General features: G+C 38.9%; 31 protein-coding genes (1 of these 31 running past the window's edge). 2 read left to right on the top strand and 29 right to left on the bottom strand.

Features of this window, described 5'->3' with window-relative positions:
* Positions 1-504, top strand: partial view of a polysaccharide deacetylase family sporulation protein PdaB gene (pdaB, locus tag ACW0JX_RS00870; protein ID WP_000464717.1) — the 3' portion only. Its footprint begins 261 nt before the window's first position; 504 of the gene's 765 nt are visible here — the last part of the coding sequence; its start codon lies beyond the left edge, outside the window; the stop codon is at positions 502-504.
* 119 nt (positions 505-623) lie between these two features.
* Here the strand turns inward: pdaB and kbaA are convergent, their stop codons facing one another.
* On the bottom strand, positions 624-1,235 hold the full coding sequence (gene kbaA, locus ACW0JX_RS00865; RefSeq protein ID WP_089170266.1) for a KinB signaling pathway activation protein KbaA: 612 nt from the start codon (positions 1,233-1,235) through the stop codon (positions 624-626).
* Between the two features lie 139 nt (positions 1,236-1,374).
* Between kbaA and gerD the strand changes: the two genes are divergently transcribed.
* A complete protein-coding gene (gerD, locus tag ACW0JX_RS00860) occupies positions 1,375-1,992 on the top strand; it encodes a spore germination lipoprotein GerD (protein ID WP_050842394.1) in 618 nt (205 codons plus the stop codon).
* A gap of 154 nt (positions 1,993-2,146) precedes the next feature.
* Here gerD and ACW0JX_RS00855 read toward each other — a convergent pair whose 3' ends face one another.
* The 28 genes from ACW0JX_RS00855 to rplN all read right to left on the bottom strand — a co-directional run bounded on the left by ACW0JX_RS00855 (position 2,147) and on the right by rplN (position 18,680).
* Positions 2,147-3,214 (bottom strand): Mrp/NBP35 family ATP-binding protein, encoded by a 1,068-nt coding sequence (locus ACW0JX_RS00855; protein ID WP_089170265.1) that lies wholly within the window; start codon positions 3,212-3,214, stop codon positions 2,147-2,149.
* A 144-nt stretch (positions 3,215-3,358) separates the two neighbouring features.
* Positions 3,359-4,072, bottom strand: a complete 714-nt coding sequence (gene cwlD, locus ACW0JX_RS00850) for an N-acetylmuramoyl-L-alanine amidase CwlD (RefSeq protein ID WP_000822439.1) — start codon at positions 4,070-4,072, stop codon at positions 3,359-3,361.
* Positions 4,073-4,138: 66 nt separating this feature from the next.
* Entirely contained in the window at positions 4,139-4,567 is a 429-nt protein-coding gene (locus ACW0JX_RS00845; RefSeq protein ID WP_001101005.1) for a DUF2521 family protein, read from the bottom strand.
* Positions 4,568-4,729: 162 nt separating this feature from the next.
* On the bottom strand, positions 4,730-5,122 hold the full coding sequence (gene rpsI, locus ACW0JX_RS00840; RefSeq protein WP_000079986.1) for a 30S ribosomal protein S9: 393 nt from the start codon (positions 5,120-5,122) through the stop codon (positions 4,730-4,732).
* A 21-nt stretch (positions 5,123-5,143) separates the two neighbouring features.
* Entirely contained in the window at positions 5,144-5,581 is a 438-nt protein-coding gene (gene rplM / locus ACW0JX_RS00835) for a 50S ribosomal protein L13 (protein WP_001260795.1), read from the bottom strand.
* A gap of 152 nt (positions 5,582-5,733) precedes the next feature.
* Entirely contained in the window at positions 5,734-6,477 is a 744-nt protein-coding gene (truA, locus tag ACW0JX_RS00830; protein WP_459245253.1) for a tRNA pseudouridine(38-40) synthase TruA, read from the bottom strand.
* Positions 6,478-6,491: 14 nt separating this feature from the next.
* On the bottom strand, positions 6,492-7,286 hold the full coding sequence (locus tag ACW0JX_RS00825; protein WP_001186530.1) for an energy-coupling factor transporter transmembrane component T family protein: 795 nt from the start codon (positions 7,284-7,286) through the stop codon (positions 6,492-6,494).
* Positions 7,274-8,155 (bottom strand): energy-coupling factor ABC transporter ATP-binding protein, encoded by an 882-nt coding sequence (locus ACW0JX_RS00820; RefSeq protein ID WP_000406539.1) that lies wholly within the window; start codon positions 8,153-8,155, stop codon positions 7,274-7,276. Before ACW0JX_RS00820 ends, ACW0JX_RS00825 begins: the two co-directional genes overlap by 13 nt.
* Entirely contained in the window at positions 8,131-8,973 is an 843-nt protein-coding gene (locus ACW0JX_RS00815) for an energy-coupling factor ABC transporter ATP-binding protein (protein ID WP_000711762.1), read from the bottom strand. The genes ACW0JX_RS00820 and ACW0JX_RS00815 overlap by 25 nt, the downstream gene beginning before the upstream one ends.
* Before the next feature lie 103 nt (positions 8,974-9,076).
* Entirely contained in the window at positions 9,077-9,439 is a 363-nt protein-coding gene (gene rplQ / locus ACW0JX_RS00810; RefSeq protein ID WP_000331490.1) for a 50S ribosomal protein L17, read from the bottom strand.
* 35 nt (positions 9,440-9,474) lie between these two features.
* Positions 9,475-10,419 (bottom strand): DNA-directed RNA polymerase subunit alpha, encoded by a 945-nt coding sequence (locus ACW0JX_RS00805; RefSeq protein WP_000569643.1) that lies wholly within the window; start codon positions 10,417-10,419, stop codon positions 9,475-9,477.
* A 180-nt stretch (positions 10,420-10,599) separates the two neighbouring features.
* Positions 10,600-10,989 (bottom strand): 30S ribosomal protein S11, encoded by a 390-nt coding sequence (gene rpsK / locus ACW0JX_RS00800; protein ID WP_000101797.1) that lies wholly within the window; start codon positions 10,987-10,989, stop codon positions 10,600-10,602.
* 24 nt (positions 10,990-11,013) lie between these two features.
* Positions 11,014-11,379, bottom strand: coding sequence for a 30S ribosomal protein S13 (gene rpsM / locus ACW0JX_RS00795; RefSeq protein WP_000090792.1), 366 nt, complete (start codon positions 11,377-11,379; stop codon positions 11,014-11,016).
* Positions 11,380-11,400: 21 nt separating this feature from the next.
* A complete protein-coding gene (gene rpmJ, locus ACW0JX_RS00790) occupies positions 11,401-11,514 on the bottom strand; it encodes a 50S ribosomal protein L36 (RefSeq protein WP_000868344.1) in 114 nt (37 codons plus the stop codon).
* A 35-nt stretch (positions 11,515-11,549) separates the two neighbouring features.
* A complete protein-coding gene (gene infA, locus ACW0JX_RS00785; protein WP_001029884.1) occupies positions 11,550-11,768 on the bottom strand; it encodes a translation initiation factor IF-1 in 219 nt (72 codons plus the stop codon).
* 68 nt (positions 11,769-11,836) lie between these two features.
* Positions 11,837-12,583, bottom strand: coding sequence for a type I methionyl aminopeptidase (map, locus tag ACW0JX_RS00780; RefSeq protein ID WP_000582539.1), 747 nt, complete (start codon positions 12,581-12,583; stop codon positions 11,837-11,839).
* Complete coding sequence (locus ACW0JX_RS00775) at positions 12,583-13,233, bottom strand: adenylate kinase (RefSeq protein ID WP_001048997.1); 651 nt, start codon at positions 13,231-13,233, stop codon at positions 12,583-12,585. The genes map and ACW0JX_RS00775 overlap by 1 nt, the downstream gene beginning before the upstream one ends.
* Before the next feature lie 54 nt (positions 13,234-13,287).
* A complete protein-coding gene (secY, locus tag ACW0JX_RS00770) occupies positions 13,288-14,589 on the bottom strand; it encodes a preprotein translocase subunit SecY (protein WP_000490118.1) in 1,302 nt (433 codons plus the stop codon).
* On the bottom strand, positions 14,589-15,029 hold the full coding sequence (gene rplO, locus ACW0JX_RS00765; protein WP_000766083.1) for a 50S ribosomal protein L15: 441 nt from the start codon (positions 15,027-15,029) through the stop codon (positions 14,589-14,591). Before rplO ends, secY begins: the two co-directional genes overlap by 1 nt.
* Positions 15,030-15,062: 33 nt before the next feature.
* On the bottom strand, positions 15,063-15,245 hold the full coding sequence (gene rpmD / locus ACW0JX_RS00760) for a 50S ribosomal protein L30 (protein ID WP_001085233.1): 183 nt from the start codon (positions 15,243-15,245) through the stop codon (positions 15,063-15,065).
* A 13-nt stretch (positions 15,246-15,258) separates the two neighbouring features.
* Positions 15,259-15,759, bottom strand: a complete 501-nt coding sequence (rpsE, locus tag ACW0JX_RS00755; RefSeq protein ID WP_000554646.1) for a 30S ribosomal protein S5 — start codon at positions 15,757-15,759, stop codon at positions 15,259-15,261.
* Between the two features lie 21 nt (positions 15,760-15,780).
* Positions 15,781-16,143, bottom strand: coding sequence for a 50S ribosomal protein L18 (gene rplR, locus ACW0JX_RS00750; RefSeq protein WP_000628818.1), 363 nt, complete (start codon positions 16,141-16,143; stop codon positions 15,781-15,783).
* Positions 16,144-16,176: 33 nt separating this feature from the next.
* A complete protein-coding gene (rplF, locus tag ACW0JX_RS00745) occupies positions 16,177-16,716 on the bottom strand; it encodes a 50S ribosomal protein L6 (RefSeq protein ID WP_000086551.1) in 540 nt (179 codons plus the stop codon).
* Between the two features lie 32 nt (positions 16,717-16,748).
* Positions 16,749-17,147 carry a 30S ribosomal protein S8 gene (gene rpsH / locus ACW0JX_RS00740; protein WP_000245511.1) on the bottom strand — a complete coding sequence of 133 codons (399 nt, stop codon included), beginning with the start codon at positions 17,145-17,147 and terminating at the stop codon, positions 16,749-16,751.
* 29 nt (positions 17,148-17,176) lie between these two features.
* Positions 17,177-17,362: a 30S ribosomal protein S14 gene (gene rpsN, locus ACW0JX_RS00735; protein ID WP_001085700.1), complete on the bottom strand. Its 186-nt coding sequence runs from the start codon at positions 17,360-17,362 to the stop codon at positions 17,177-17,179.
* A 33-nt stretch (positions 17,363-17,395) separates the two neighbouring features.
* The gene (rplE, locus tag ACW0JX_RS00730; protein ID WP_001080829.1) at positions 17,396-17,935 is read right to left on the bottom strand and encodes a 50S ribosomal protein L5; all 540 of its coding nucleotides are present in this window, start codon (positions 17,933-17,935) and stop codon (positions 17,396-17,398) included.
* A 26-nt stretch (positions 17,936-17,961) separates the two neighbouring features.
* The gene (gene rplX, locus ACW0JX_RS00725) at positions 17,962-18,273 is read right to left on the bottom strand and encodes a 50S ribosomal protein L24 (protein WP_000558200.1); all 312 of its coding nucleotides are present in this window, start codon (positions 18,271-18,273) and stop codon (positions 17,962-17,964) included.
* Between the two features lie 38 nt (positions 18,274-18,311).
* Positions 18,312-18,680 carry a 50S ribosomal protein L14 gene (gene rplN, locus ACW0JX_RS00720; protein WP_000615912.1) on the bottom strand — a complete coding sequence of 123 codons (369 nt, stop codon included), beginning with the start codon at positions 18,678-18,680 and terminating at the stop codon, positions 18,312-18,314.
* Between the last annotated feature and the right edge of the window lie 32 nt (positions 18,681-18,712).

The following is an 18,712-nucleotide window of genomic DNA, read 5'->3' as shown; positions in this document are numbered from 1 at the left end:
ACCTTCTTCCTTTCTGCTGCATGGGCCGAAAGACACCCCGATATTGTAGAGCGCATCATGAAAGATGGACACGAAATTGGTAGTATGGGTTACAATTACACATCCTACACTTCTCTAGAGACGAATGAAATAAGACGAGACCTTTTACGAGCACAAGATGTTTTTACAAAACTTGGGGTAAAACAAGTCAAGCTGTTACGTCCACCTAGTGGCGAATTTAACAAGGCAACCCTTAAAATTGCAGAATCACTTGGATACACCGTCGTGCATTGGAGTAACAATTCCAACGATTGGAAAAACCCAGGTGTAAATCACATCGTTTCCACCGTCTCTAATAATTTGAAAGGTGGAGATATTGTCTTATTACACGCATCCGATTCTGCCCTTCAAACAAATAGAGCTTTACCGCTGCTCCTGCAAAAATTAAAAAGTGATGGATATGAGCAAATATCCGTATCACAACTTATTTCCAACACAAGTACGAAAAGTGAAGATGTGAAATAGCTTCGTCCCTACTACTCTTCACGTATAAAAAGCTCTACTACCTTTCAAAAAGGTGGTAGAGCTTTTTTAATCACACCATTTCCAGTAATATAACTGCTGATATATAAAACCTCTCTCTATTAAGCAGATTTACTCGTTTTTCCGATTAAACGATGTAATACAAGTAATTGATATGCATTACATAACAATAGCGGTATAACCATTAAATATAACCAATCTGTATCATTAATCCGAAGCGCCGGTACCCATTCAAGAATCGTTACAACAACCATAAAGAACAGAGCTGGCACAAATGCTTTTTTATTTGTTTCTTTACTTTTTACATAAGCAACAATTGCTCCAAACACAAATAAAATTCCAGCAACAAGTATGTTATTCCCCAATGAGATTTCCCCATTTGCAATAAGTACAGATCTTAAATACACAAAATCAAATAATACGAATGCAATAAAGAAGAGCTGGACTGCATTCCATAAAGACGATGAGCGAAACATCCCTAGTCCAAAACGATGGATTGTTAAATATGCAAAGAATCCCATTTGACTTATAACGCTAAAAATAAATCCTACACCCATCAACCAGAAAGATACCGCTAAAATCTCCTTAACGTCGAAATTTTGAAAAAATTTATCATACCTGTCCCACTCCAAAACAAAACCAATAATAACTGTGCTAATCCCACCAAGAAACAACGTCGTTAAAAATAGTCGTACCCACTTGCGGCTATTCACAACACATCCCCCATTATCCTTATATTTCTAATTAAATTGTATCAATGACAATTTCAAAAAGCTAGCCATGTTCATGTATAAATTCCTTAAAGATATTTATATTAAAAAGAGAGAACTGTGCTGAAAGGAGTTCCAACTTATGAAACGGATACTATTCATTTTCGTTTCTTCTTTTCTACTTATCGCACTTGTAGCATGCGCACAAGGAAAAGAAACGAAATCCGAACTAGATTACGATCAAACAAAGAAAATGATTGTTGATATTTTAAAAACAGATCAAGGTAAGAAAGCTATTCAAGATGTATTAACTGATGAAAAAATGAAACAAGCACTCATACTAGATGAAACAGTAGTAAAGAAAACGATTGAAGATGCCATGGTATCCGATAAAGGGCAACAATTCTGGGAAAAGCTCTTTAAAGATCCTGAGTTCTCATCAAAGTTTGCTAAAAGTATGGGGAAAGAACAAACCCAATTAATGAAAACCTTATTAAAAGACCCTGAATACCAAGCAGGCGTTATAGAAATTATGAAAAATCCTGAAGTAGAAAAAATGATGTTACAAACAATGAAGAGTAAAGAATACCGTCAATATCTACAACAAGTACTAACAGAAACTGCTGAAAGTCCACTCTTCCAAGCCAAGATGATTGATATCATTAGTAAAGGTGTACAAAAGGCTGAAAAAGGTGGATCTGATAAGAAAGAAGCAGGCGGTGATGGCGGTTCTCAAGGCGAGAAGAAGGAAGAACAGTGAAAATAATAACTATAATAACGAGTGGACAATGTATAAATTGTCCACTCGTTATTACTTTATCTTACTATTAACAGACAAAATGGCCCTCTAGTTAAGCGAAAGGTTTACTAGTTGTTGCCAGTAACAGATGAACCCCACTAATTAAAGTTTCGCTTTATTTTTGTGTAACAGCTGTTTTATCAATTACTGTTTCAGCTATTTTACTATAAATAATGCCAGTTGTATGTGTATCCTCATATACTGAAGGAGCAAAGTCTTCTTTATTCCAATCGGGTTGTTGCAGTGGAATACGCCCGAGAACATTTGTTTGTAGTTCGGTAGCTAACTTATCTCCCCCGCCTCTTCCAAATACATATTCTTTCTCACCAGTTACCTTACTTTCAAAATATGCCATGTTCTCAACAACACCGAGAATACTATGTTCAGTGCGTAATGCCATCGCTCCAGCACGCGCTGCTACAAACGCAGCTGTTGGATGCGGTGTCGTTACAATAATCTCTTTGCAAGATGGCAACATTGAGTGCACATCTAACGCAATATCACCTGTGCCTGGTGGCAAATCTAATACTAAATAATCTAAATCGCCCCATTCTACTTCTGTGAAGAAGTGGTTTAACATTTTCCCAAGCATAGGTCCTCTCCAAATAACTGGTGCATTATCCTCTACAAAGAAGCCCATTGAGATTACCTTTACACCTAAACGTTCTACCGGAATTATCTTATCACCTCTTACGATGGGACGTTTTTCTATCCCCATCATGTCTGGCACACTAAAACCGTAAATGTCCGCATCAATAATACCAACTTTTTTTCCTAAACGAGCTAAAGCAACTGCAAGGTTAACGGAAACGGTTGATTTTCCCACGCCACCTTTTCCACTCGCTACTGCTAAGAATGTCGTTTTTGAATTTGGTGACAATAAAGATTCACTTTGCTCTGCTTCTTGTTCTGGTGCAAACTGAGCTAATTCCTCTTCTGTAAATTCTGCAAAACGAAGTCCAACTGTTGCTGCTCCAAGCTCTTTTAATAACTTTACAATTCCAGACTGCAACTGCATTTGTTCCGCTGTACCAGTTTTTACGATTGCAATTTTGACACTCACATGTTCCTTCTCAGGCTTGACTGTTACCTCTTTAATTGCACTTGTTTCTTTTAATGTTTTATGTAAAAACGGATCTACCATCCCTTCTAACGCTTCAACCACTTGTTCTTTCGTTACCATAATTAGCCCAGCCCCCTGTATGAAAAATAACGTAATGTTAATTGAATTTATCTCTGCTTATTCTTGAAATAAATGCGTTTACATTTCCAGTATAACATATTTTCCGAAAACTTCGTTAACGAGAGAAACTCAAAAAAATCCTCCTTATTCTGGAGGATTTCCTTTTTCCGTGAAATAGCGTAATATACCTCGGTATATTGCAGCTGCTACCTTTTGCTGGTATTTCTCCGAATTTAACATATACCTTTCGTTCACATTCGATAAAAAGCCGGCTTCAATTAAAGCACCTGGTGTTTTAGAATACTTTAATAAATACACATGCGAAATTGTCTTAGCAGAACGATTCGTGTTCTCTAAACTTGTTCTCAATTCAGCCTGTATAAATTTTGCAGCACGTTCATTTTCAATTGAAGAGCGGTAATAGAACGTTTGTGCGCCCTTCGATCCACTACTAGTTAAAGCATTTAAATGAATACTTGCAAAAAAGTCTACATCAGGTTTATTGATGATTTCTACACGTTTTTTTAAATCCTCTGCTTTACGTCTACTATATGACTTTGTATCTTTGTTAGCTAAATCATAATCTCCCTCACGCGTTAAAATAACTAGTGCACCTTGTTCTTGTAAATAGTCTTGTACCTTTTTTGTAATTTCAAGCGTAATATCCTTTTCTATAATATCCTTTCCTCCAACAGCCCCTCCATCTGGTCCACCATGCCCAGCATCTAATACAATTACTTTCCCTGATAAGGGTAAATTCCAAGCTCGCCACGATTTTGTAATTTGAAATTCTTGTTTGACTAAAAAAAACAATACAACCGCAGCGAGTGCAAAAGAGATAATTCGAATTCTCTTCATACCTTTCCTCCTCCAGCTAGTCCCTCTAATTACTTATATGGGACAAGAGGAAAGTTTATGCTTGTCTTAATGAAGCTTTAATCGATATCTTCTTTCACCTTTTTCATACCCTTCTTGCCACCACAATCCTATAAACTGCTGACAAGATTCAAAAAGTAATTCCTCATCTTTCAACTTTATTTCTCGCATAGTCATACTCGTTAAAAATTGAAATAGCGTTTCAGTTAATTGTTGTTCTTCTTCTAAAGCTCTATATTTCACATCAAAAAACGATTCACCATAATAACCAAATTTACTATATCTCGCTCCTAATAAATAAGATTCTATCCCTAATTCAATACAGTAATCTTCATACTGACGATGAAGCTCTTGCATTTGAAAGGCATCACGAATATTTGAACGTAATGTTTTTAATGATAATTCCCGCAACATCTTCCGCTCGTATTTTAACTGCTTTTCTTTTTGTTTTTCTTGTAAGCTGACAATGACATTCATAGTACTTATAAACCTCCCTAATACGTATTAGTCTAAACTTCTAAAGAAGAAGCATACGCGCGGCGGTAGCACTAAAATATTCCAAGCTATAAAAATTACAAAAGAGGAATGAAACATAAAAAAACCCCAACCAAAATGGTTGGGGTTTGTAGTTCGCAAAAATTAACGTTTTGAGAACTGAGGTGCACGACGTGCGCCTTTAAGACCGTATTTTTTACGCTCTTTCATACGTGCGTCACGAGTTAATAGACCTGCACGTTTTAGTGTTAGACGGTATTCTGGATCAGCTTTTAATAAAGCGCGAGAAATACCGTGACGAATAGCACCAGCTTGACCAGTGTATCCACCACCATTTACGTTTACAAGTACATCGTAGTTACCTAAAGTTTCTGTTGCAACTAGAGGTTGTTTCACTACTTCACGTAATGCAGCAAATGGGATATAGTTTTCAAAATCACGACCGTTAATGATAACGCGTCCTTCGCCTGGAACTAGGCGTACGCGCGCTACTGAACTCTTACGACGTCCAGTGCCATAGTATTGAACCTGTGCCAAAGTAAGCCCTCCTTTAATTAATTATCCGCGAAGTTCGTAAACTTCTGGTTTTTGTGCTTGGTGTGGATGCTCTGCTCCAGCATACACGTTAAGTTTCTTAGAAACTTGACGGCCTAAGCGTCCTTTTGGAAGCATGCCTTTAATTGCAAGCTCTAACATTTGTACAGGGTAGTTTGTACGCATTTCAAGAGCTGTTCTTTGCTTAAGTCCACCTGGGTGGTTAGTGTGACGGTAGTAAATTTTATCGTTTAATTTATTACCTGTTAAATGAATTTTCTCAGCGTTAATAATAATTACATGATCACCCGTGTCAACGTGTGGTGTAAATGTAGGTTTGTTTTTACCACGTAAAATGGATGCTACTTCAGTAGATAGGCGACCTAAAGTTTGACCTTCAGCATCAACCACATACCATTTACGCTCAACTTCGTTAGCTTTTGCCATAAAAGTCGTACGCATGTGTTTCCCTCCTCGTTATCTTTTCCATAGAAAAAATCTATTGTTTATCTTAAACACGATTTCCTTCCGGGGCTAATCGTGGTTTTAGAAACAATACCATATGTTATGATATACTTTTGAGTTTCTAATGTCAAGCAAATGTTACACCAGGATTAGTTGTTATAGTTTACCTCCCATAGGTAAAGCCCATGACCTGGAGCCATCTTTCCAGCAAACTGACGATTTTGTTTCGCTAAAATCTCTGGAATGCTATCAGGATCAAGCTTTCCTTGCCCTACGTTAAGTAACGTACCAACAATAATTCTGACCATATTATATAAAAATCCATTACCTACAAAACGAAAAATTAATTCATCGTCTTGCTCAATTAACTCGATTTCATAAATTGTTCGCACTTTATCTTTTTTGTCAGTTTTTGCCGAACAAAAAGAAGTGAAATCATGCGTTCCAATAAAATACGGAATTGCTTTTCTTATTTTTTTGATTTCGAGCGGATATGGATATTGATATACGTAATTTCTACGGAATACATCCGCAGTCTTTGATAATAATACACGATAACGATATTCTTTTTTCTCAACACCGTAACGTGCATGAAATTCTTCTGTTTTTTTCTCTACTTGCCTAATAACAATATCATCTGGCAACATTGTATTTAAAGCGTTACTCCATTGCCACTCTTCAAGAGGCAAAGGAGTATCAAAGTGTATGACTTGTCCTTTTGCATGAACCGTAGAATCTGTTCTACCAGATGCCTGAACACGAACAAGTTCTCCCTTATGCAATTTCTGTAATGCTTTTTCTATCTCCTGTTGAACAGTACGATGCTTCGGCTGAATTTGATAACCACAAAAATGCATGCCATCATATGCAACCGTACATTTTATTCTATCCATTTCTCTATTCTCCATTACGATCGCACCCATGCCAAAATACAAGCTAAACAAAATAAGCTTACAATCGTTACTGTATCGCTTGTTTTCCAGCGTAGTTGCCTAAATTTAGTACGTCCTTCACCACTTTGATATCCACGAGCTTCCATCGCAATAGCTAAGTCCTCTGCACGCTTAAAAGCACTGATAAACAGAGGAACAAGCAGTGAGATAATAGCTTTCATTCTATCTTTTATCGGTCCCCCAGCGAAATCAATACCACGTGATGCTTGTGCTTTCATTATTTTACTCGTTTCATCCATTAATGTCGGAATAAAACGAAGAGAAATTGACATCATTAATGCGATTTCATGAACAGGAACCTTTATACGCTTCAACGGCTTTAATAACGTCTCCAAACCATCTGTAATTTCAATAGGTGTCGTCGTTAACGTTAATAATGTCGTCATTAAAATAATAACGAAGAATCGTACAGAAATGTATATCCCTTGCTCTAATCCTTTTTCATGTATCGAAAACCAACCAAGCTGGAGTAGTACATCCCCCTCTTTATTTGTAAAAATATGCAGGAAAAATGTAAAAAGAAAAATCCATAAAATTGGTTTTAAGCCCGAAAGTACATAACGAATCGGCACTTTTGCAAAAAATAAAGCAATGAGTGCATATAAAAATAAAAATCCATATGAAATCGCATTATTTGCTAAGAAAACAACAAATACATATAAAAAGACAATCAGCAGCTTTGTACGTGGATCAAGTTGATGAATAAGTGAATTCCCTGGGATATATCTCCCAATAATCAACTGCTGCATGATTCATGACCACCTTTTCGTAACACCTGCACAACTTCATGAGTAAGATCCTCTAAAGATAAGGTAGCCTTTGGAATTGAAATACCAAACTTCTCTTCAATTGCACGTTTATACTTTAATGACATAGGAAGATCCACACCAATTTTCTCTAGTTCATCAGCATGTGAAAATACTTCCTCTGCACTTCCTTGCAAAAAGACCGTTCCTTTATGCATAACTACAATCTGCTCCGCATACTGAGCGGCATCCTCCATATTATGCGTTACAAGGATAACTGTAAGCCCCTTCTCCTTATGCAACTTATAAAACATCTGCATAAGTTCGTTCTGCCCTTTTGGATCTAGACCTGCTGTAGGTTCATCTAATACAAGCACTTCAGGTTCCATCGCCAATACACCCGCTATCGCAACACGCCTCATTTGCCCGCCACTTAACTCAAACGGTGAACGTGTTAACAGTTCTGGCTCTAACCCTACAAGTTCAATTGCCTCTCTTGCCTTTTGCTTCGCTTCTTCTACAGATACCCCAAAATTAGTAGGGCCGAAACAAATATCTTTCTCCACAGTCTCTTCAAACAACTGATGTTCTGGGAATTGAAAGACAACCCCTACTTTTTTACGTAGTGGCTTTAGCTTTTTTTCTTTCTTTCCTGCCGAAATCAAATGTTCACCAATTTGAACTGTACCATTTGTCGGCTGCAATAAACCATTTAAATGTTGAATCATCGTCGACTTACCTGAACCAGTATGACCGATAATGGCATAATAGCCCCCACTTGGAAACGACACGTCTACATCATAAAGTGCGCGTCTTTCAAATGGAGTTTTATATTGATAACGATGTTCTACTTTTTGGAATGTAATCTCCAAAGTTCGTTCACCAAGCTTTCCATTGTAAGATGCGTATTTTGCAAAATAATTTCATTTCTTTTTAATAATTCTGCTATTTTCACCGAAAACGGTACATCTAAGCCAATTTCTTGGAGCATATGAGAGGACTTGAAAATTTTCTCTGGAGTCCCTTCCTCTAATATTTCTCCCTTATTTAAAATAATGACACGATCTGACTGTGCCGCTTCTTCTAAATCGTGCGTAATTGATAACACAGTAATACCTTTTTGATTAACAAGTTGTCTAACCGTTTCTACTACTTCACGTCTTCCTTGAGGATCTAACATTGACGTTGCTTCATCTAATATTAAAATAGATGGCTGAAGTGCTAAAACGCCCGCTATTGCCACTCGCTGCTTTTGCCCACCAGATAAGGAATGAGGCTCATCATTAAGAAAATCTTCCATACGGACAAGTCGTAAGGCCTGTTCTAATCTTTCAATCATTTGTTCTCTGGGCATTCCGATATTCTCTAAGCCAAATACAACATCATCTTGCACTGTTGTTCCAACAAATTGATTATCTGGATTTTGAAATACCATTCCAATTTGTTTTCGAACATCCCATACCGTTTCCTCTGATAAAACCATTGAATCATTTACTGTAATAGTCCCTGCTTCCGGCAAAAACAAACCATTCAATAATTTTGCAAGTGTAGACTTTCCTGAACCGTTTTGTCCAATAATAGATACCCATTCTCCCTCATATAAGGAAAATGAAACATCTTTTAATGCATACGTGGCTGCCCCAGGATATTGAAATGATATATTTCCTATCCGAAGTTTCTCTTTTTTCAATAGAAGGCACCCTTTCCTTCGCCAAGCTCGCCTATTTTTATATTTAAAAAAAAGGGCCATGACCAGTTTCTTGAAAAGAACTGTCCTGCCCTTTTAATTATCATTATACTAACTCGATAATTACCATTGGTGCTGCGTCTCCGCGACGTGGACCAATTTTTGCAATACGAGTGTATCCGCCTTGGCGCTCAGCATAGCGTGGAGCTACATCAGCGAATAATTTTTGAAGTGCATCTTGACCAGTCTCAGCGTTAGCTACTTCATTGCGAATGAAAGCTGCTGCTTGACGACGAGCATGAAGATCTCCGCGTTTACCTAAAGTGATCATTTTTTCCACTACAGAACGAAGTTCTTTTGCACGAGTTTCTGTCGTTTGGATGCGCTCGTTGATAATTAAATCAGTAGCTAAGTCACGTAACATAGCTTTACGTTGCGCACTTGTACGGCCTAATTTTCTGTATGCCATTCGTAGTTCCCTCCTTTGTTCATGGGTTTAAATCCTCAGTCGTCTTTACGTAAACCTAAACCTAATTCCTCAAGTTTATGTTTAACTTCTTCTAAGGATTTACGTCCTAAGTTACGAACTTTCATCATATCTTCTTCTGTTTTGTTCGCAAGCTCTTGTACAGTATTAATTCCTGCACGTTTTAGGCAATTATAAGAACGAACAGAAAGGTCTAGTTCTTCGATAGTCATCTCAAGAACTTTCTCTTTTTGATCTTCTTCCTTCTCGACCATAATCTCAGCATTTTGTGCTTCATCAGTTAAACCAACAAAGATATTTAAATGCTCAGTTAAGATTTTGGCACCTAAAGAGATAGCTTCTTTTGGCCCGATGCTTCCATCCGTCCATACATCAAGCGTAAGCTTATCATAATTAGCCACTTGTCCGACACGTGTCTTTTCCACTTGGTAAGTCACACGTGATACTGGAGTATAAATAGAATCAATAGGAATTACTCCTATTGGTTGATCTTCGCTTTTATTTGCATCAGCTGGCGTATACCCACGGCCACGCTTTGCAGTTAAACGCACGCGGAAATGCGCATCTTTTGCTAACGTTGCAATGTGTAAATCTGGATTTAAGATTTCTACATCACTATCGTGAGTAATATCAGCAGCTGTGACAATACCTTCGCCCTGCACATCAATTTCCAACGTCTTCTCTTCTTCAGAGTAGATTTTAAGAGCCAACTTTTTCAAGTTTAAGATGATCGTCGTAACGTCTTCTACTACGCCCTCAACTGTTGAAAATTCATGTAATACGCCATCGATTTGGATAGCAGTAACAGCGGCACCAGGGAGTGAGGATAAAAGAATACGACGTAAGGAGTTACCCAAAGTAGTACCATATCCACGCTCAAGCGGTTCAATTACGAATTTACCATATTTAGCATCTTCGTTAAGTTCAACCGTTTCGATTTTCGGCTTTTCGATTTCAATCATTAACTAAACCCTCCTTCAAAACGTCGAAACCCCGGTTAAACAAAGGTATAACCCCTGTCTAACCGAAAGTCCCCCTTAGGCAGTTCCCGATTGTGCACAACAAGCGATGTTTCTGTACGAAATTTCTCGATAATGCATCATATCCATTATAGACAAAAGGGAAAATTCTATACAGAAAAATTACACACGACGACGTTTTGGCGGACGACATCCATTATGAGGAACTGGAGTAACATCTCTAATTGCTGTTACTTCTAGACCTGCAGCTTGAAGAGCACGAATTGCAGCTTCACGACCAGCACCAGGACCTTTAACAGTAACCTCTAAAGTTTTTAAACCGTGCTCCATTGCAACTTTAGCAGCAGCTTCAGCAGCCATTTGCGCAGCGAATGGAGTAGATTTACGAGATCCACGGAAACCAAGTGCACCAGCACTAGACCAAGAAAGCGCGTTACCGTGAGTATCTGTAAGTGTTACGATTGTGTTGTTGAAAGTAGAACGAATATGAGCTATACCAGCTTCGATATTCTTTTTCACACGTTTTTTACGAGTGTTTGTTTTACGTGCCATTGTTAGTTCAACCTCCTTTACTTATTATTTCTTTTTATTTGCTACTGTACGACGTGGACCTTTACGTGTACGAGCATTGTTTTTAGAATTTTGACCACGAACTGGTAAACCACGACGGTGACGAAGACCACGGTAAGAACCGATCTCCATTAGACGTTTAATGTTAAGAGATACTTCACGACGAAGGTCTCCCTCAACTTTAATACGATCGATAACATCACGGATACGTCCTAATTCGTCTTCCGTTAAATCACGAACTCGTGTTTCTGAAGAAATACCAGCTTCAGTAAGAATTTTTTCAGCAGTTGTGCGACCAATGCCGAATACGTAAGTTAAAGAAATAACAACGCGTTTGTCTCGAGGAATATCTACACCTGCGATACGTGCCATTCTGAATGCACCTCCTTCTGATTAACCTTGTTTTTGTTTATGTTTAGGGTTTTCACAAATAACCATTACTTTTCCACGTCTACGAATAACTTTACATTTTTCGCAGATTGGTTTAACTGACGGTCTTACTTTCATGTCTCGAACCTCCTTAAAGATTACGGAGTGCTATATTATTTAAAACGGTACGTAATACGACCACGATTTAAATCGTACGGAGATAATTCTACCGTAACTTTGTCTCCTGGTAAAATACGAATGAAGTTCATACGGATTTTACCAGAAACGTGAGCCAATACGACATGCCCATTCTCTAATTCTACTTTGAACATAGCATTTGGCAACGTTTCAAGAACGGTACCTTCGACTTCAATTACATCATCTTTAGCCATTCAATAGTTCTCCCTTCTTCAAATCAGTAACATTTTACACTGCTCTGAAATCCCGGAGAGCCAGCTACTTATAAAGTGGTAAGGATTTCGTATCCTGCTTCTGTAAGAGCAATCGTGTGCTCAAAATGGGCACACCATTTACCATCTACCGTTACCACTGTCCAGTCATCAGATAGTGTTTTTACATATCGTCTTCCTTGATTCACCATCGGCTCAACACAGATGACCATTCCCGGCTTTAATCTAGGGCCTCTATTTGGTGGACCATAGTGCGGGATTTGAGGGTCCTCATGTAAGTCTTGCCCGATTCCGTGACCAACATACTCCCTAACGATCGAGAATCCATTCTCTTCGGCATGGGTTTGAACCGCATGTGAGATATTTGATAATCTCTCGCCTGGTTTTACTTGTTCTAGACCAAGATACAACGATTTTTCTGTGACATCAAGTAGCTTTTGAACAGATTCAGAAATGTTTCCAACTGGATACGTCCATGCAGAATCTCCATGGTACCCATTGTATTTCGCACCAATATCGATACTGATGATATCGCCCTCTTTGAGCTTGCGCTTTCCTGGAATTCCGTGTACAAGCTCTTCATTTACAGAAGCACATATGCTCCCCGGAAATCCGTTGTATCCTTTAAAAGATGGCGTAGCACCATATTTTTGAATCGTCTTTTCCGCTATTTGATCGAGCTCTTTCGTTGTAATTCCTGGAGTAATGTGCTGTTTCAACTCTTGATGAGTTAAAGCAACGATTCTGCCAGCTTCTCGCATGATTTCTATCTCGCGAGGAGTTTTGCAGATGATCATTACGCTAAGCCTCCGATGAGAACATCGATATCAGCAAATACTTTATTGATATCTTGCTCACCATTAATGCTTTTTAAGTAACCAAGCTCGTCGTAGAAATCAAGCAAAGGTTTTGTTTGCTTAATATTCACATCTAAACGATTTGCTACAGTTTCTTCATTGTCATCAGAGCGTTGGTATAATTCGCCACCACATTTATCGCACACATCAGCTGTTGCTGGTGGATTGAATTCTAAGTGGTAAGTCGCACCGCACTCTTTACAAATGCGACGGCCTGTAAGGCGTTTTAATAACAACCCTGAATCCACATTAATGTTTAAAACATAGTCGATTTTTTTGCCAAGATCTTTCATAATCTCTTCAAGAGCTGATGCTTGTGCAACAGTTCGTGGGAAACCGTCTAGTAAGAAACCTCTTACGCAGTCTTCTTGACTTAAACGTTCACGAACAATTCCGATTGTAACTTCATCTGGAACAAGTGCACCTTTATCAATAAAAGATTTTGCTTGTAGACCCATTTCAGTTTCAGCCTTCATAGCTGCACGGAACATATCTCCTGTTGAAATGTGAGGGATGTTATACTTGGCTACAATCTGTTCGGCTTGTGTACCTTTACCAGCACCAGGAAGCCCCATTAAAATTAAGTTCATCCTTGTTCCCCCTCAGTACATGAGCATGTAGGGAAGATGGTTCTTCCCACTTACTCACTGCTTGATAAACCCTTTGTAATGGCGTTTTACCAGTTGGCTTTCTAGCTGCTTCATTGTTTCTAAAGCAACGCCGACAACGATTAACATACTCGTTCCACCAATCTGTGCAGATGGAGGAAGATTTCCCAATTTCGTAAAGATAACTGGTAAGATTGCAATCGCTGCTAGGAAAATTGATCCTACAAAGGTCAAACGATACAAGATTTTTGTTAGATATTGTTCTGTATTCTTACCCGGACGAATACCTGGAACATATCCACCTTGCTTGTTTAGATTCTCTGACATTTGCTCTGGATTAACCTGAACAAACGCATAGAAATATGTGAAGGCTACAATGAGCGCAACATATATGATCATTCCCACTGGGTGAGAATAGTTAAAGTTTGCAATAATCCACTGCGATACATCATGTTTCGGGAAGAACTGTGCAATAGTTGGAGGCGTAATTAAGAATGAAACAGCAAAAATGACTGGAATAACACCCGCACTATTTACCTTAAGCGGTAAATGTGTGTTTTGTGCTCCAGCATGATTCCCATTCCCTCCTGTTACACGCTTCGCGTATTGAATTGGGATCTTTCTAACAGCTTGTTGAATGAAAATAACACCAACAATAACTGCTAGCACAGCTAGTAAAATCAATGCAACTTTAACGATACTCATGAACAATTGATCTCCGATATTTTGAAACTGTTGTTGATACACTTGAGATATAACACTTGGGATCGCTGCAGCAATACCGCCAAAGATAAGGATGGAAATACCATTACCCACACCTTTAGCTGTAATCTGTTCGCCTAACCACATTAAAAATGCAGTACCAGCAGTCAGTACCGTAGCAATGTATAAATAAGTGCTCCAACCAGGATTCAAAATTAATTGCCCACCTACCATACCGTTAAAACCGATTGACATACCAAACCCCTGAATAAACGCAAGAACAATTGTAAAGTAACGCGTGAATTGCGTTAGTTTACGACGGCCCATTTCACCTTGCTTCGACCATTCCGAAAATTTAGGAACAACATCCATCTGCAATAATTGCACGATGATGGATGCTGTAATATACGGCATGATTCCCATCGCAAAGATGGAGAAGTTTTTCAAGGCGCCACCGCCAAATGTATTTAGAATACCTAAAGCATTTAATTGGTCTTGTGCTTTCAGTACGTCTCCATTTGTAAATGGCACTGGGATAAACGTGCCAATCCTGAATACGATTAACATCGCTAAAGTGAATAATATTTTACGTCTTATCTCAGCAACGCGCATAAAGTTGGAGATTGTACGAAACATTAGATCACCTCAACTGATCCGCCAGCTGCTTCAATTGCTTCTTTAGCACTTGAAGAGAACTTGTGCGCTTTAACAGTTAGTTTTTTCTCTACTGCTCCGCTTGCAAGAATTTTAACACCGTCGTTTAACTTGCTGATAACGCCAGTTTCCAGCAATAATTCAGGTGTTACTTCTGTACCATCTTCAAAACGATTTAACGTTGATAAGTTTACAATAGTAAACTCTTTACGGTTAATGTTTGTGAAGCCGCGTTTTGGTAAACGACGGAATAATGGAGTTTGACCACCTTCGAAGCCAAGACGAACACCGCCACCAGAACGTGCGTTTTGTCCTTTATGACCTTTACCAGCAGTTTTACCGTTACCAGAACCGATACCACGACCGACACGGTTACGTACTTTACGAGAACCTTCTGCAGGTTTTAATTCATGAAGTTTCATTCCCAGGCACCTCCTTATATTAATGAGTTATCCTTAAGCTTCTTTTACAGTTAAAAGGTGAGAAACTTTGTTGATCATACCAAGAATAGCAGGAGTTTCTTCCTTAACTACAGTTGAATTCAACTTTTTAAGACCTAAAGCTTCTACCGTCGCACGTTGATCTTGTGGACGACCAATTACACTACGAGTGAGGGTAATTTCTAACTTTTTCGCCATTTGTTTTCCCTCCTTAACCTAGTAGCTCTTCTACAGATTTACCGCGTAATTTTGCAACATCTTCAGCGCGCTTAAGTTCGCTTAATCCGTTCACAGTAGCGCGAATCATGTTGATTGGTGTGTTAGAACCAAGAGATTTCGAAAGAATATCTTGTACACCAGCTAATTCAAGTACCGCACGAACAGGTCCACCAGCAATAACACCAGTACCTTCAGCAGCAGGTTTTAAGAATACTTCACCAGCTCCAAAGTGACCGTTGATTGTGTGTGGAATTGTTGTACCAACTAATGGTACAGCGATTAAGTTTTTCTTAGCGTCTTCGATAGCTTTGCGGATTGCGTCTGGTACCTCTTGTGCTTTACCAGTACCGAATCCAACATGACCGTTTTTATCGCCAACTACAACTAGTGCAGCAAAGCGGAAACGACGACCACCCTTAACAACTTTCGCGACACGATTTATCGTAACTACACGTTCTTCAAGTTCTAATTTACTTGGGTCAATGCGATGCATCAATTTTCCCTCCTTTGACCATTAAAATTGTAATCCAGCCTCACGAGCAGCTTCAGCTAGAGCTTTAACACGGCCATGGTATAAGTAACCACCGCGATCAAATACTACTTCTTTAACGCCTTTCTCTACAGCACGCTTAGCAACTGATTCTCCAACTTTCGTAGCAGCTTCAGTATTGCTAGTACCGTTAAGAGCAAGGTCTTTATCAAGAGTAGATGCACTTACTAACGTTACACCATTCACATCATCAATAACTTGAGCGTAAATATGTTGGTTAGAACGGAACACGTTTAAACGTGGACGCTCTGCAGTACCAGTAAGTTTAGCACGTACACGTGCATGTCTTTTCTTACGAGTCGCATTTTTATCAGCTTTAGTGATCATTTTCTTGTCACTCCTTTCTCTCACCTAACGGGTTTACTTAGCAGTTTTACCTTCTTTACGACGAACAACTTCGCCTTCGTAACGAATACCTTTACCTTTGTAAGGCTCAGGAGCACGTACAGCACGGATGTTAGCAGCAAATTCGCCAACACGTTGCTTGTCGATACCTTTAATTACGATTTTAGTTGGTGCAGGTACTTCAACTTCAAGACCTGCTTCCGGAGTCATTTCTACTGGATGAGAATAACCTACGCTTAAAACAAGTTTATCTCCTTGTTTTTGAGCACGGTAACCAACACCGACTAATTCAAGTCCGCGTGCGAAACCTGCAGTTACACCTTCAACCATGTTTCCGATTAAAGCACGAGTTGTACCGTGTAATGCACGGTGTTCCTTCTGTTCAGATGGACGCTCAACTGTTAGTGTATTTTCTTCAATTTTGATAGACATATCAGCATTGAATTTACGAGTTAATTCACCTTTAGGGCCTTTTACTGTTACAGTATTGTCTTCTGCAATTGTAATAGTAACACCTGCAGGGATTTCAAGAATCTTTTTACCAATACGAGACATGTGGTCACACCTCCGTTCGTTTTAAATATATATTACCAAACGTATGCTACTACTTCTCCACCAGTTTGTAATTGACGAGCGTCTTTGTCTGTCATTACTCCCTTAGATGTAGAAACAAGAGCGATACCTAATCCGTTAAGTACACGTGGTACTTCGTCAGCTTTAGCGTAAACGCGTAAGCCAGGTTTACTGATACGTTTTAATCCAGTGATTACACGTTCATTGTTTGCACCATATTTCAGGAAAATACGAAGGATACCTTGTTTGTTATCCTCGATGTATTCTACATCACGAATGAAACCTTCACGTTTTAAAAGTTCAGCGATCTCTTTTTTGATTTTAGAAGCAGGAACCTCTAATTTCTCATGACGTACCATGTTCGCATTACGGATGCGAGTAAGCATGTCTGCAATTGGATCTGTCATCACCATGTGTTTTACCTCCTTCCCATTTGTGGGTTTTACCAACTAGCTTTTTTAACACCAGGAATTTGACCTTTATATGCAAGTTCACGGAAACAAATACGGCAAAGTTTAAATTTGCGGTATACAGAATGCGGACGACCGCAGCGTTCGCAACGTGTATACTCTTGTACTTTAAACTTAGGAGTACGCTTTTGTTTCGCTATCATAGATTTTTTAGCCACGTTTTCGCCTCCTCTACTTAGCGTTGGCTTCCATTATTTTTGGAATGGCATACCGAATTGTGTTAAAAGTTCACGAGCTTCTTCATCAGTTTTCGCTGTAGTAACGATTACGATGTCCATACCGCGGACTTTGCTTACTTTATCATAATCAATCTCAGGGAAGATAAGTTGCTCTTTAACACCTAATGTGTAGTTCCCACGACCATCGAATGATTTCTTAGAAACACCACGGAAATCACGTACACGTGGTAAAGAAACTGATACTAATTTGTCGAAGAACTCATACATTTGCTCGCCGCGTAAAGTTACTTTCGCACCGATTGGCATACCTTCACGAAGACGGAAACCAGCGATTGATTTTTTAGCACGAGTTACAACAGGTTTTTGACCTGCGATTTGTGTTAATTCTTCTACTGCATTGTCTAAAGCTTTTGAGTTAGATACCGCGTCACCAACACCAGTGTTGATTACGATCTTTTCGATTTTCGGTACTTCCATCACAGATTTATAGTTAAACTTGCTCACTAGAGCAGGAGTAATTTCCTTTTGGAACTTCTCTTTAAGGCGATTCAATGAAGTGACCTCCTTTCTTAAGAAAATTATTTATCTAATAATTCACCAGATTTTTTTGCAATACGAACTTTTTTACCATCTTCTACTTTGAAGCCTACACGAGTAGGTTCACCTGTTTTCGGATCTAAAATCATAACGTTAGAAACGTGAATAGGTGCTTCTTTAGTAATAATTCCACCTTGTGGATTTAATTGAGATGGCTTAGAGTGCTTCTTAACGATATTGACACCCTCAACGATAACACGGTTTTGCTTTGGGAAAGCCACAAGGATAACGCCTTGTTTTCCTTTGTCTTTACCAGTGATTACCTGTACTTTATCACCTTTTTTTACATGCATCTTAATTCTGCACCTCCTTAGCAAGGCAATACCTTAAATTATAGAACTTCTGGAGCTAAAGAAACGATCTTCATGAAGTTGCTATCACGTAATTCACGAGCTACTGGTCCGAAGATACGAGTACCACGTGGGCTCTTATCGTCTTTAATGATAACCGCTGCGTTTTCATCAAATTTGATGTAAGAACCGTCCGGACGACGAGCTCCGCTCTTCGTACGTACTACTACTGCTTTAACAACGTCACCTTTTTTAACAACGCCACCTGGTGTTGCTTGTTTTACCGTAGCAACGATAATGTCACCAATGTTAGCATATTTACGACCAGAGCCGCCTAATACTTTAATTGTTAAAAGTTCACGTGCACCAGAGTTGTCAGCAACTTTCAAACGAGATTCTTGTTGGATCATGTTATGAAACCTCCCTTCGGACTAAAAATTCC

It is taken from the genome of Bacillus sp. C-3-6, from assembly GCF_054509685.1.
This window is presented reverse-complemented; position numbering and strand designations above follow the sequence as displayed.

Excerpts from the sequence above, each read along its gene's own strand:
- gerD (WP_050842394.1), top strand. The coding sequence starts at position 1,375 with ATGAAACGGATACTATTCATTTTCGTTTCTTCTTTTCTACTTATCGCA.
- ACW0JX_RS00855 (WP_089170265.1), bottom strand. The coding sequence starts at position 3,214 with ATGGTAACGAAAGAACAAGTGGTTGAAGCGTTAGAAGGGATGGTAGAT.
- cwlD (WP_000822439.1), bottom strand. The coding sequence starts at position 4,072 with ATGAAGAGAATTCGAATTATCTCTTTTGCACTCGCTGCGGTTGTATTG.
- ACW0JX_RS00845 (WP_001101005.1), bottom strand. The coding sequence starts at position 4,567 with ATGAATGTCATTGTCAGCTTACAAGAAAAACAAAAAGAAAAGCAGTTA.
- rplM (WP_001260795.1), bottom strand. The coding sequence starts at position 5,581 with ATGCGTACGACTTTTATGGCAAAAGCTAACGAAGTTGAGCGTAAATGG.
- truA (WP_459245253.1), bottom strand. The coding sequence starts at position 6,477 with ATGGATAGAATAAAATGTACGGTTGCATATGATGGCATGCATTTTTGT.
- ACW0JX_RS00825 (WP_001186530.1), bottom strand. The coding sequence starts at position 7,286 with ATGCAGCAGTTGATTATTGGGAGATATATCCCAGGGAATTCACTTATT.
- rplQ (WP_000331490.1), bottom strand. The coding sequence starts at position 9,439 with ATGGCATACAGAAAATTAGGCCGTACAAGTGCGCAACGTAAAGCTATG.
- ACW0JX_RS00805 (WP_000569643.1), bottom strand. The coding sequence starts at position 10,419 with ATGATTGAAATCGAAAAGCCGAAAATCGAAACGGTTGAACTTAACGAA.
- rpsK (WP_000101797.1), bottom strand. The coding sequence starts at position 10,989 with ATGGCACGTAAAACAAACACTCGTAAAAAACGTGTGAAAAAGAATATC.
- rpsM (WP_000090792.1), bottom strand. The coding sequence starts at position 11,379 with ATGGCACGTATCGCAGGTGTAGATATTCCTCGAGACAAACGCGTTGTT.
- rpmJ (WP_000868344.1), bottom strand. The coding sequence starts at position 11,514 with ATGAAAGTAAGACCGTCAGTTAAACCAATCTGCGAAAAATGTAAAGTT.
- infA (WP_001029884.1), bottom strand. The coding sequence starts at position 11,768 with ATGGCTAAAGATGATGTAATTGAAGTCGAAGGTACCGTTCTTGAAACG.
- map (WP_000582539.1), bottom strand. The coding sequence starts at position 12,583 with ATGATCATCTGCAAAACTCCTCGCGAGATAGAAATCATGCGAGAAGCT.
- ACW0JX_RS00775 (WP_001048997.1), bottom strand. The coding sequence starts at position 13,233 with ATGAACTTAATTTTAATGGGGCTTCCTGGTGCTGGTAAAGGTACACAA.
- secY (WP_000490118.1), bottom strand. The coding sequence starts at position 14,589 with ATGTTTCGTACAATCTCCAACTTTATGCGCGTTGCTGAGATAAGACGT.
- rplO (WP_000766083.1), bottom strand. The coding sequence starts at position 15,029 with ATGAAACTTCATGAATTAAAACCTGCAGAAGGTTCTCGTAAAGTACGT.
- rpmD (WP_001085233.1), bottom strand. The coding sequence starts at position 15,245 with ATGGCGAAAAAGTTAGAAATTACCCTCACTCGTAGTGTAATTGGTCGT.
- rpsE (WP_000554646.1), bottom strand. The coding sequence starts at position 15,759 with ATGCATCGCATTGACCCAAGTAAATTAGAACTTGAAGAACGTGTAGTT.
- rplR (WP_000628818.1), bottom strand. The coding sequence starts at position 16,143 with ATGATCACTAAAGCTGATAAAAATGCGACTCGTAAGAAAAGACATGCA.
- rplF (WP_000086551.1), bottom strand. The coding sequence starts at position 16,716 with ATGTCTCGTATTGGTAAAAAGATTCTTGAAATCCCTGCAGGTGTTACT.
- rpsH (WP_000245511.1), bottom strand. The coding sequence starts at position 17,147 with ATGGTGATGACAGATCCAATTGCAGACATGCTTACTCGCATCCGTAAT.
- rplX (WP_000558200.1), bottom strand. The coding sequence starts at position 18,273 with ATGCATGTAAAAAAAGGTGATAAAGTACAGGTAATCACTGGTAAAGAC.
- rplN (WP_000615912.1), bottom strand. The coding sequence starts at position 18,680 with ATGATCCAACAAGAATCTCGTTTGAAAGTTGCTGACAACTCTGGTGCA.